Source organism: Colwellia psychrerythraea 34H, from assembly GCF_000012325.1.
GTDB classification, from domain to species: Bacteria; Pseudomonadota; Gammaproteobacteria; order Enterobacterales; family Alteromonadaceae; genus Colwellia; species Colwellia psychrerythraea_A.
Genome location: NC_003910.7, coordinates 5022814 through 5034416, shown reverse-complemented (window position 1 = coordinate 5034416; position 11603 = coordinate 5022814). Strand labels below are relative to the sequence as shown.

General features: G+C 37.9%; 15 protein-coding genes. 8 read left to right on the top strand and 7 right to left on the bottom strand.

Annotated elements, in window-relative coordinates:
* Positions 1 to 103 precede the first annotated feature (103 nt).
* Positions 104 to 757 carry a lytic transglycosylase domain-containing protein gene (locus tag CPS_RS21400; RefSeq protein WP_011045483.1) on the top strand — a complete coding sequence of 218 codons (654 nt, stop codon included), beginning with the start codon at positions 104 to 106 and terminating at the stop codon, positions 755 to 757.
* 94 nt (positions 758 to 851) lie between these two features.
* Here CPS_RS21400 and CPS_RS21395 read toward each other — a convergent pair whose 3' ends face one another.
* The 3 genes from CPS_RS21395 to CPS_RS21385 are packed head-to-tail and all read right to left on the bottom strand — an operon-like array spanning position 852 to position 3081.
* The gene (locus tag CPS_RS21395; protein WP_041737174.1) at positions 852 to 1607 is read right to left on the bottom strand and encodes a TIGR04219 family outer membrane beta-barrel protein; all 756 of its coding nucleotides are present in this window, start codon (positions 1605 to 1607) and stop codon (positions 852 to 854) included.
* A 4-nt stretch (positions 1608 to 1611) separates the two neighbouring features.
* On the bottom strand, positions 1612 to 2604 hold the full coding sequence (locus CPS_RS21390; RefSeq protein WP_011045481.1) for a DUF2333 family protein: 993 nt from the start codon (positions 2602 to 2604) through the stop codon (positions 1612 to 1614).
* A 33-nt stretch (positions 2605 to 2637) separates the two neighbouring features.
* Complete coding sequence (locus CPS_RS21385; RefSeq protein WP_011045480.1) at positions 2638 to 3081, bottom strand: copper chaperone PCu(A)C; 444 nt, start codon at positions 3079 to 3081, stop codon at positions 2638 to 2640.
* A gap of 81 nt (positions 3082 to 3162) precedes the next feature.
* On the opposite strand from CPS_RS21385, the gene CPS_RS21380 reads away from it, so the two are divergent.
* Complete coding sequence (locus CPS_RS21380; protein WP_049757950.1) at positions 3163 to 3900, top strand: enoyl-CoA hydratase-related protein; 738 nt, start codon at positions 3163 to 3165, stop codon at positions 3898 to 3900.
* Between the two features lie 57 nt (positions 3901 to 3957).
* Here the strand turns inward: CPS_RS21380 and CPS_RS21375 are convergent, their stop codons facing one another.
* The 4 genes from CPS_RS21375 to CPS_RS21360 form a co-directional block, all read right to left on the bottom strand.
* On the bottom strand, positions 3958 to 4314 hold the full coding sequence (locus CPS_RS21375; protein ID WP_011045478.1) for a hypothetical protein: 357 nt from the start codon (positions 4312 to 4314) through the stop codon (positions 3958 to 3960).
* Positions 4315 to 4362: 48 nt separating this feature from the next.
* Positions 4363 to 4593, bottom strand: coding sequence for a PspC domain-containing protein (locus CPS_RS21370; RefSeq protein ID WP_011045477.1), 231 nt, complete (start codon positions 4591 to 4593; stop codon positions 4363 to 4365).
* A 93-nt stretch (positions 4594 to 4686) separates the two neighbouring features.
* Entirely contained in the window at positions 4687 to 5349 is a 663-nt protein-coding gene (gene pspA, locus CPS_RS21365) for a phage shock protein PspA (protein ID WP_011045476.1), read from the bottom strand.
* Positions 5350 to 5459: 110 nt separating this feature from the next.
* On the bottom strand, positions 5460 to 5798 hold the full coding sequence (locus CPS_RS21360; protein WP_011045475.1) for a hypothetical protein: 339 nt from the start codon (positions 5796 to 5798) through the stop codon (positions 5460 to 5462).
* A gap of 329 nt (positions 5799 to 6127) precedes the next feature.
* Between CPS_RS21360 and CPS_RS21355 the strand changes: the two genes are divergently transcribed.
* From CPS_RS21355 to CPS_RS21330, 6 genes are all read left to right on the top strand, one after another.
* Positions 6128 to 6751 carry a TetR family transcriptional regulator C-terminal domain-containing protein gene (locus tag CPS_RS21355; RefSeq protein ID WP_011045474.1) on the top strand — a complete coding sequence of 208 codons (624 nt, stop codon included), beginning with the start codon at positions 6128 to 6130 and terminating at the stop codon, positions 6749 to 6751.
* 44 nt (positions 6752 to 6795) lie between these two features.
* Positions 6796 to 7779, top strand: a complete 984-nt coding sequence (locus CPS_RS21350) for an oxidoreductase (RefSeq protein ID WP_011045473.1) — start codon at positions 6796 to 6798, stop codon at positions 7777 to 7779.
* Positions 7780 to 7901: 122 nt separating this feature from the next.
* Positions 7902 to 8558, top strand: coding sequence for a nitroreductase family protein (locus CPS_RS21345; RefSeq protein WP_011045472.1), 657 nt, complete (start codon positions 7902 to 7904; stop codon positions 8556 to 8558).
* Between the two features lie 158 nt (positions 8559 to 8716).
* Positions 8717 to 9853: a UDP-N-acetylmuramate dehydrogenase gene (gene murB / locus CPS_RS21340; protein ID WP_238383570.1), complete on the top strand. Its 1137-nt coding sequence runs from the start codon at positions 8717 to 8719 to the stop codon at positions 9851 to 9853.
* Entirely contained in the window at positions 9846 to 10847 is a 1002-nt protein-coding gene (gene birA, locus CPS_RS21335) for a bifunctional biotin--[acetyl-CoA-carboxylase] ligase/biotin operon repressor BirA (protein ID WP_011045470.1), read from the top strand. The genes murB and birA overlap by 8 nt, the downstream gene beginning before the upstream one ends.
* A complete protein-coding gene (locus CPS_RS21330) occupies positions 10844 to 11593 on the top strand; it encodes a pantothenate kinase (RefSeq protein ID WP_011045469.1) in 750 nt (249 codons plus the stop codon). The genes birA and CPS_RS21330 overlap by 4 nt, the downstream gene beginning before the upstream one ends.
* Positions 11594 to 11603: the final 10 nt, after the last annotated feature.

The following is an 11603-nucleotide window of genomic DNA, read 5'->3' as shown; positions in this document are numbered from 1 at the left end:
ATTCAGATCAAAAGGAATAGATAGCGATTTTTTATTCCAAAATGGAATATAGAATTATGAAAGGATTTTAGTCTATGTTAAGTGTATTGAATAAGGAGGGTAGATGAGACGATTTTCAAGGGAACAATTTCAATGTTGCCGCTTAGGTTTGTTCCTAATTTTAGCTACGTCTGTAATCGTCAGTTACGCTTTTGAAAAAAAAACAGCAAATATTTACACCTATAAATCAACCTCAGGGGTAACGTCTTTCTCTGATATCGAACCACTTGATGTTGATTTTAGTCGTTATCGATTTGATTGTTATGCCTGCGAAGTTGATTCATTAATTGACTGGCGTAAAGCAACCCTTTATTTACAGCCTTATAAGAATGATATAAATAAAGCTGCGTTGAAATATGATATTGACCCTGCTTTTGTTCGAGCGGTTATTCACGCAGAGTCTCATTTTAATCCCCAAGCTGTGTCGAAGCAGGGCGCGCAAGGTTTGATGCAGTTAATGCCTGCAACAGCGAAAGAGCTTGGCGTACGGAATTCGTTAAGTGCCCAGCAGAATATTAAGGGAGGCGTTAAACATTTAGCACGCCTACTCAGAAAATATAAGGGTGATAATAAATTAGCTTCAGCAGCTTATAATGCAGGGGAAGGCGCAGTTAAACGTCACGGAGGTATTCCGCCCTATAAAGAAACCCAAGTGTATGTAGAGCGGGTCGGTATTTTACACCAGCGTTATGGACGCTTTTCTCACCTTAATAAATAAGGACTAAATTTATTTGGATATAAAAAAGCCGTTGATATTTTAAATATCAACGGCTTTTATTTTATGTTTATCTATCATGCCAAATGGCTAGGGGCTAAAAATGAACAACAGCACCGGCAAAGAAACCGTCGTAAGTTAAATCACTATAGAAATCATCTAAATCATCTAATTCCATTTTCACTGTGCGGTAACCAAGTGTTACGTCAAAATCGACTGCAAGATTATCTAAAATTGCATAGCTCACGCCAATTTGTGCATCATAAACAGTTTGATCGTCATAGCTAATAAAGTTAGCTTCGGCGAAAACGTTTAAACCGGTAAAAGGCAGACCAACAATAGTTGATAGATAAAACATTGGGATAATACCAGAGACATCTAAATCACTTTGTAACTGGGTTGCAGGTTCTATGACTTGAATAGTAGCGTCTAAATCACGCGCAGTTAAACCAAAATCAAAGGTTAACAAATCGTTGTCAAATACTTCATAATAAAGGGTGTAATCAACGAAGCTGGCATCTAACGTAGTATCTAATGTTGAGTTAGTATTATAAGTAATGCCATCAAACTTAAAGCTGTCGTTTAACGTAGTACCGCCAACCGTATCAAGGGCTGTTGATGCTATTTTAATGTTAGGAATTAATGGAATTGGGTGCTCAAAAGCGACATAGAAGCTGCCTTGGTTTTCATCATCAAATTCAAAAACTGATTGATTATCAGCTCCTTCACCAAAGCTACCGCTGGCTTCGTTAGACCAGATTTGGCCGCCGATATATAAACCTAATAGAGTATCGGCTTGGGCAGTGCCACACATTAGTGCCGCTAAGCTGCCAGCGAGTAAAGTCTTTTTCATGTCATTATCCTTTGGTTAAAAGTTCATTTAAATCGATTAATGCTGCATTTGCGCGAGAAATATAGTTAGCCATTACCAGTGAGTGATTGGCAAGAAGACCAAAGCCACTACCGTTTAAAATCATTGGGCTCCATACTGATTCTTGGCTTGCCTCTAGCTCGCGAATAATTTGCTGTAAGCTAATTTTGGCATTTTTGTTTTCTAACACGCTATTAAAATCTATTTCAATGGCTCTAAGTAATTGCAGTAATGCCCAAGTAGCACCTCTAGCTTCATAGAATACATCATCTATTTGCCACCAACTTGTTTGCAGTTGCAAATGAGAGTCACCTTGGCTTGATTGCTCTGCGGGTTTATCACCAGCTAAATCAGTATTTACCTGTTCACGACCTACGCTCAAGCTTAAGCGGTGAGAGTAACCACCTAAACGCTTTTGAACTTCTTCAATATAGGCACGTAGGTTATCGGCACGAGCATAAAACTGAGCTTTATTACCATTAGTGCTAACCAATGCCGAACGATAGGCATAAAGTTGCTTAATAGCTTCTCCATATTCAGATTCTGCACTCGGTACTGCCCAACTTTCACTGTCGATATTAAAACGTGGTTGCGCTTCGAGTAGATGCTTATTAACAAGGGATTGTGATTGAGAACGACTAAAGTCTTTACGCATCACTAATGCTATATCACGAACCATTTCTAATACACCGAACTCCCAAGCAGGCATATTATCTAAAAAGAGAGAAGGTGGCATAATGTCATTTGATAAATAACCACCAGGCTTATTTAGCAGTGCTTCACTGACTTTTATCAAAGCAGTGGTAGTGGTATAGCCAACAACAGGGGCGACATTTTCAGCTTTAGCTGCTTGTGTTACTTCAGCATGAATGTTGATGGACATAGGAGCAGTGCTCCAATAAACACCAATGCCATATAGAAGAAAAAATATGCCAGTAAAGGCCCAGACAATTGATTTTGTAGAAAACATTGTTTTCATATCCACTCCAAGGATGAGGTTGTTGGTATTGTACTATTTATATTTACGAACAGGTAATTGAATTTTAATGTTTGTTTTATTTGAGAACTTTAATGTTAATGGAATAACACTTTTTTCTTTCATAGGCTGTTTTAGTGAAAAAATCATGAGGTGTAATCCTGATGGTTGAAGCACAACTTTGCTGTTAGCCTTGATAGTGATTTCACCCACTTCACGCATTCGCATCATACCGTCAGCCATGCTGTGTTCATGAATTTCAATGCGATCAGAGATTGTACTGCTGACCTTTTGTAACGTTATCGCTTCATCACTAGTATTATTTATTGTCATATAAGCGGCGGTAATGTCAGTGCCAGGTATACTTGCTTTAATATATCCATCGGTCACTGTAATCGAACTTGTTGCGTAGACATTAGTTATCATTCCAAGCAATAAAGCGAACAAAATACTGACTTTTCTATAGTGAATATTTCTCATTGTAACTATACATCCCTGATAACAAGTATTAGAGTTTGACTATACCGTATTGATAAACCTATGTAACTAAACTGGTGGAAAATGGATAATTTGATTTTAACGACAGAAAACCAAGGTGTTTTTACCATTACCTTGAATCGTATTGATAAAAAAAATGCATTAACTAACGATATGTATAAACAGCTCTGTCAGTATTTCGCTTATGCAGAGCAAACATCAAGTATTCATTGCGTAGTTATTCAAGGAAATGAACAGTGTTTTTGCGCTGGTAATGACTTGCATGATTTTATTCAATGTTCCGCTGATGACGAATTAGCGGCCCTTGCCTTTGTTAAAGTTCTGTCAGAATTTACTAAACCTCTTGTTGCTGGTGTTGCTGGCGTTGCTGTGGGTATTGGCACTACGTTATTATTGCATTGTGATATGGTCATAGCGGCTAATAATAGTAAATTTAAATTGCCTTTTACCCAGCTAGGTTTATGTCCAGAAGCAGGATCTAGTTTGTTATTAACTCAAAAAGTCGGTCCAAATAAAGCTTTTGAATTAATGGTGCTTGGACAGACGTTTAACGCAGAGCAAGCATTGAGTTATGGCATAACTAACCAAACTTGTCAGCCCGATGAACTCTTAGCACTTACATCCGATGTTGCCCAAGCCATTTCCAACTTGCCTGTTGAGTCAGTAATGACTAGTCGACGGTTAATACGTCAAGCGAATAAATTAGCATTGAGCCAGGTTATTAGTGAAGAAAGCCAAGCGTTTTCTCATTTAGTTAAATCAGAAGAATGTAAAAACATTCTAGCTAAATTTTTCAAATAAAATTGAGCGATATTATTTAAATCTAGCTTGCTAGATTATTACTGCTCTCACTAAACACTAAGCATATTGCTTAGTGTTTTTATTTCGACTACTGTTATTTCGAGTAAAAAGCCAGATAACGACAGCCATTAATAGAATTGGCCAAAATATGCCGACAGTCACCATGGCAATGCTTCCAAAGATAACCAAGCCAATAAATATCATGCCACCAAAAACACTTAATACAATTCCTAGTGCGGCCACAACTAATACCACAACCACTAAAGCTGAAACTCCTATAGCTTTCAGTGGTTCAACGGCTTCACCGTCCATCATCACATGCAAGTCCATTAACTCCAGCATGCCAACACCAAAAACATAGGTTAAGAAGATAGTCGCGATAATTGCCAGTATTAAGGATTTAAAGAAGCTCATAGTTTCCTCACTTTTATAGAGATGAAAAGTATTTAGATTAGTTCTAAATTAGTAATATTTACTGTTAGGTAACAACATACTTGCTACGACATACGCAACGCCCGTGGCTACGGGTAACATAATCAGTACGGCAATAGCGACGATGCGCACAGCTAATCGAGGGAAGTCATAATATTTGGCAATACCTGCACAGACACCAGTCAATTTTTTATTTGCTACGTCTTTACATAATGTCTGGCGAACATTTTTTATACTTGAATATTCTCTGTCATATTTCATGGGAACTCCTTAGTTTTACAATCTAACGTTTACACTATTACTTATATAAAATGACTGCCCTCGTCTAAACGAGGGAGTTGCTATATTCAATCATTAACCGTTAACAACTTTCTTTTTCATTTCAGCTAATTCCGCTTCAATGTTATCGTCTTGTTCAAGGTCAGATATCTGTGTTGATAAATCTTTATTCTCTGTTAAATCATAAGATTCAACTTGCGCTTCAAGATGATCAATTTTTTGTTGGTAACGTTCAAATTTGGCCATTGCTTCATCAATATTATGAATCACAGCTTTTTCTCGCACCTTTAATCTCACTTCAGCGGATTCTTGACGAAGTCTTAATGCATCTTGACGACGTTTGGCTTCACTAAGCTTATCTTGCAAGCGTTGCGCATCTTCTTGAATGGCGCTCAACAAGTCAGTTAATTGTACATTTTCTTCATTTAGCTGAGTTAATTCAGCTTGGCATTTATGTTTTTGCGCAAGGGCTGATTTTGCTAAATCTTCTCTACCTTTATTTAACGCAATCTCTGCTTTGTCATGCCAATGAGCAACGCCTTCCTGAGTCGTTTTAACTTTTCTTGCCAAGGTCTTTTGTTCAGCAATATTTTTGGCTGCTGTTGAACGCACTTCAACTAATGTTTCTTCCATTTCGCCAATGATCATGCGAATCATTTTTTCTGGATGCTCGGCTTTGTCTAACATGCTGTTTAAATTTGCATTAACAATGTCGGTAAAACGGCTGAATAATCCCATAATTTTCTCCTGCTTATTTTTGATATTTAGTTTAACTATTTAGTTTTTAAATTTAATAACATGCAATTTGATTACATGTTATTAAGTTGGTTTAAAGCTCTGCTGGTCACTTAATTAGCTACTTTGCTATCATCGTTAACTGCTGGTGTAGCTTGCTTGTATTCTTGCTCTATTGCTAACCAAGTTGACGTATTATCAAATGAAAAGTTGGCTGAAAATTCTTCAATTTCGTTCTCTATAGATTGCTGTAATTGTGTATTTAATTCAGTAATCATTTTTTCTCCCTGGGCAACAATAAAGTCGCTTACGGCTTTTTCAACATCAGGTAAAGGTGCGGCATTAACGCTAGTGCTTAGCGTGGCGCCCATTAAAGATCCGATAAGTACTAGTGCAAGGCTTACATCTTTAATTTTGCTGCTAGTTTTTTTAGTCATGTTAAATGTGCTCATAATAAATTCCTTCTTCTCTTTGTATTTGTTGGTTACGTTGTAGTGTTAGTTTTCTATTTGGATGTTAAACATCGTCTGGTATGCAATAGCTATTACAAGTGCTGTGCCAAAGATTAATAATGTTTTAACTTGTTGATAATTAATGAATATATTATTTTATTTGGATTGCATGAAAATCAAGCAGAAGATTTTGTTTTAACTTTTTAGTTAAATTGACCATGAAAATAGTTTATTTGACCATGTTAGTTGTTGTTGTATTTATTTTATTGTTCATTCTTTAGACAATTTAATACTTGCATTTAAATAGACGATCGGTCTAATATTGGTTTATGCAATTAGATACTATTAAAAAACGAAGAGGCAGACCTGCAAAGTCTGGCCGAGATACCACTAATACCAAAACTGAACTAATCAGTAGTGGCGTTGAACACTTCACGCAATTTGGTTTTGCTTCATCGGGTTTAGATCAGATATTAAAAAAAGTGTCGGTACCTAAGGGATCTTTCTATTATTACTTTGCTAATAAAGAAGTTTTTGGTTTAGCGGTAATTGACTATTACGACAACTACTTCGGTCGTAAACTTGATTCGCACTTAAAAAATGACCAGTTAGCGCCTGAACAAAGGTTAATAAGTTTTGTTGATGATGCTAAAGCAGGTATCGAACGCTATAATTTTAATCGTGGCTGTTTAGTGGGCAACTTAGAACAAGAAATTGCTGTTTTACCTGAGAGCCACCGAGATAAGTTAGTGATGGTGATGCAGGGCTGGCAAAATAAAATCTTTGATCACCTCAATGTGCTTTGCCCTGATGCTGAACAAGAAGAACATCACTTGTTAGCAGAGTTTTTTTGGATTGGTTGGGAAGGTGCGGTAAGCCGTTGCAAGTTGGTTCAAACAACTAAGCCGATTGATATTTTTATCAATCATTTCTTACAGTTGTTAAAAAAATAATATTTTATTAATTAATAGACGATCAGTCTATATTGGAGGTTCATATGTTTAAATGTTTACTGGTAAATAAAGATGAAAACGGTTACAAGACATCGATCACTGAATTACCTGAGGAAACCTTATCCCAAGGTAATGTCCTAGTGAAAGTCCTCTATAGCACGCTTAATTATAAAGATGCCTTAGCAATAACTGGGAAAGCTCCCGTAATAAGAAGTTTTCCTATGATACCAGGGATAGATTTCAGTGGCATTGTCGAACACAGTGAAAGTGATGAATTCAAAGTTGGTGATAAAGTGTTACTGAACGGCTTTGGAGTTGGTGAAAAGCATATGGGTGGTTTATCACAAAAAGCGAAAGTAAATAGTGACTGGCTCATTCCTTTACCTGCAGCTATTTCACCGCTGCAGGCTATGTCAATTGGTACCGCAGGTTATACCGCTATGTTGTGTATTCTGGCATTAGAAAAAAACGGTATTACTCCCCAAAGTGGTAAAATTCTCGTTACGGGCGCCACTGGTGGTGTTGGTAGTTTTGCGGTGAAACTGCTTTCCTTAATGGGTTACTCAGTTGTTGCCTCGACAGGTAGTAGTGATCAACATGATTATCTATATGACTTAGGTGCGACTGAGATTATCGATAGAAATGAATTATCAGCGCCAGGTAAACCGTTAATGAAAGAAAAATGGGCTGGCGCGGTTGATTCTATTGGCAGTCATACTCTCGCCAATGTTTGCGCAAGCATCCAATATGGTGGCGCTGTTGCGGCTTGTGGTTTGGCACAAGGCATGGACTTACCTGCCTCAGTGGCTCCCTTTATTTTAAGAGGAGTTTCTTTATTAGGTGTTGATAGTGTTATGCGCCCTAGAGCAGATAGAATAGCAGCATGGAAAAAACTATCGGAAATTTTACCAGCAACGGAAATGGAATCGATAGCAGAAGTGATTAGTTTAGAAGAGTCTATCGACGTGGCAGGTAAGTTACTTGATGGCAACGTTACTGGTCGTGTCGTGGTTGACGTAAATAAATAGTCTTCAAACGAAGCCATATAGTCGCTAAGGTAATGTTAAGTAAAAAAACACCTTAGCGACATTGAATATCAACGTCATAGCTACTACCTTATGTTGATATTACTTTTCTTGATGGAATCATTATGACTCACCCTATTATCGAAGATCTTGCTAGCCGCCATACGGTAAAAAAATACGACGCAACGAGAAAAATTCCCCAAACAGATTTAGATGTCCTATATGAAGCAATGCGTCTTTCAGCTTCGTCTATCAATTCCCAGCCATGGAAGTTTATCGTACTTGAAAGTGATGCCGCCAAGCAGCGCTTGAATAATACCTTTGCCAATATGCATGAGTATAATAAGAAACATGTTTTTGATAGCTCGCAGGTGATACTTTTTGCTCATAATCCAAAATATACACGTGAGGACTATGCCAAGGTAGTTGACAAAGGTATTGAAGACAAACGCACACTTGCTGAAAAACGAGAAGCAGCTTTTGCTGTTTATTCATTTGCGGAGCTAAATACTAGCGAATCTGGTGATACCAGTACTTGGACCAAAGCACAAACTTACTTAGCCTTAGGTAATACTCTTCATATACTTGCTCGACTACAAATTGATTCCACACCAATGGAAGGTATTGATATTGAGTTGGTGAATAAAGAGTTTAGCGAAGAGCTTGATGGTTATCAATGTGATGTAGCATTGGCTATTGGTTATCATCACCCAGAAGACGATTTCAACGCCAAGTTACCAAAATCTCGTTTAGCCCTTAATGATGTTCTAGTGCGTATTTAGCCTCTTTGAACAGTAAATTACTCATAAAGTGCTAGTAAAGTACTAGTAATAAATAAAATGAGTCATACATATAAATAAGGTAGCAAGAAATTCTTTGTTACCTTATCTTGGTTAATCGTTGTGAATAATTGGAGTTAAGTAGATTTTTCAGTACAATAATGATTCTTTCATTTTTCATTTTCATGGCTATGCACTCAAATCAAAATTACTCCCTAAAAAGCAGTAACAGCTTTAATATTAAGGCGAGTTGCTCACGCATCTATTTCCCAAGTTCCCTGGCAGAATTGCAGCAGTTACCTGATTTATCTGCTGGCAATACCTCAGACAACTTTTATATTCTTGGCGAAGGTAGTAATACTCTGTTTGTAGAAGCTCAAGCACCAATTATCATCCAACCGAAATTTAACGGTATCAGTATTGTTGAACAAGATGATCACTTTGTTGTTACCGTCGGCGCAGCAGAAAATTGGCATGACCTTGTCTGTTTTTGTCTAGAGCAGGGGATTTATGGTTTAGAGAATTTAGCCCTGATTCCCGGTAGCGTTGGTGCAGCGCCAGTGCAAAATATTGGCGCTTACGGGGTGGAATTTGCTGATTTTTGTCAAGAAATACAGTGGTATGAATTTGCCAGTGAAACACTGCACTCGCTCACTAAACAAGCTTGTCGATTTGCCTACCGTGATAGCATTTTTAAGCAGGAACGTTATAACAAAGGGTTAATTACTCAAGTGACCTTTAATTTTCCGAAAGCATGGCAAGCAAATCTTTCTTATGCGGGACTAGATACTCTTGCCAAAGAAAGCACGGCTAAACAAGTGATGGCGCAAGTCATTGCATTACGCAGTAGCAAGTTACCTGATCCTAAAGAGTTACCTAATGCAGGTAGTTTCTTTAAAAACCCCATAGTCAATGATGCAGATTTTGCTCAATTACAGCAACAATACCCTAAAATCCCCCATTTCCCTCAGAAAAACGGTGAGATAAAACTGGCCGCTGGTTGGTTAATTGATCAGGCGGGATTAAAAGGATTTCGCCATGGCGACGTTGGCGTTCATCAACAACAAGCCTTAGTTCTAGTGAATTATGGTAGTGAACTAGGGGCAGAAATTATTAGTTTAGCTAAGTATATTCAACAGAAAGTAGCAAAAAAATTCTCAGTATCATTAATACCTGAAGTGCGCATGATTACACATAAAGGCGAGAGATCATTCTCTTCGTTGAGTGATTTAAATCCTATCGAAAATATCACTGTTATTGGAGATAGTAATTCTATTAGAGGTAGTAGTGATGACTAAAACAGTTAAAGAGCACTTAGTTAAGTCATTAGCCTCAGGTCAATTTATTTCAGGACAGTTGCTCGGTGAGCAATTAGGCATCAGTCGTACTGCTATCGCTAAACATATTAAAGTATTAACCGAAATTGGCTTAGATATTTACAGTGTCACCGGTAAAGGTTACAAGCTGGCGCAGCCGCTGTACTTATTAGAGAAAGACAAAATTATCAGTCTATTGGCTGATGAAAAAAACCCGCAAGCTGAAAAGCAAAGCGACTTACCATTGATTGAAGTGCATAGCTTAATTGACTCTACTAATGATTATTTAATGAGGCGTTTGCCTAATCAAGTAACATCAGGGCAGGTTTGTTTAGCTGAATATCAAAGTGCTGGTCGAGGTCGTCGTGGTAGGCAGTGGATTTCACCTTTTGGCTCGCAAATATACTTGTCTATGTACTGGTACTTAGAACAAGGATTATCAGGGGCTATGGGATTAAGTTTACTAACGGCACTAGCGGTCAGCGATGCAGTAAAAGCCCATAGTAACGTACAAGTTCAGTTGAAGTGGCCTAATGATATTTATCTTGATGGCGTCAAGCTCGCAGGTATCTTAATTGATCTTGAAGGGCAGGCATTAGAGCCTAGTCATTGTGTTATTGGCATTGGTTTAAATCTACATATGCCAGTGGACGCAGGTAAATTAATTGAACAAAAATGGACAGATCTACAATCACACAGTAAAGTCAAAATCGATAGAAATGGACTCAGTGCACAATTAATCAGTTGTTTACGAAAGCGATTACAACAACATCAGCAAGTGGGTTTAGTGCCGATGTTAGAAGAGTGGCATGCTCATGATGCTTTTTTAAATAAGCGGGTAAAATTAATTACCGGCGAACGAGTAACTCACGGCATATGTCGAGGAGTTAATAACCAAGGTGCTTTACTGCTAGAGGTCGACGGGCAAGTTAAACCAGTCTACGGTGGTGAAGTAAGTCTTAGGATGGACGAATGATCCTATTAATTGATATCGGCAATAGCCGAACGAAATATGTGCAGCTCATTAGCGGTGAGCTATCAGCGACTACGCAGCTAAACAATAGTGAGTTTTCTGCAGAATATTTTACAAAATACTTCAACCAAGCTAGCCAGTTAATCGTTGCCAATGTGGCGAAGTCGGCATTAACCGATGAACTTGCTACTTGGTGTGCAAGAGAAAAAATCAGCTATAAACAAGTGCATAGTGAACAGAAAAAAAACACCTTGATTTCAGCGTATCAAGAACCAACAACCTTAGGTATAGACCGCTGGCTCGCACTATTAGGCACTATACATCTTTACCCACAGGAAAATGTATTAATAATAGATGCAGGCACTGCGACCACTGTAGATTTATTGACGAGTAATGGTCAACACCAAGGTGGTTGGATATTAGCTGGTATTAACGCACTGTTTACTAGTATTTTAAGCCATAGCACCTTGGTTCATGCAAAAAGTAAGACAATGCCTAGCTTAGCATTTGGTGCTAACACATCTGATAATGTCAATAACGCGTGTTGGGCAGCAACGCTAGGCATGATTGAGCGAGCCATTGAGCAAGCACAGCAATTAGGTGATATTAATCGCATTATATTAACAGGTGGTGATGGTAAAGCGTTAACAAGGTTATTGTTAGCACAGACAACTGAAAATATTCTAGCGGTAGAAAACATTCAATTTATCGATAACCTTATTTTCTTCGGCCTGCAGGAATACGCATAAAAAAATGCTT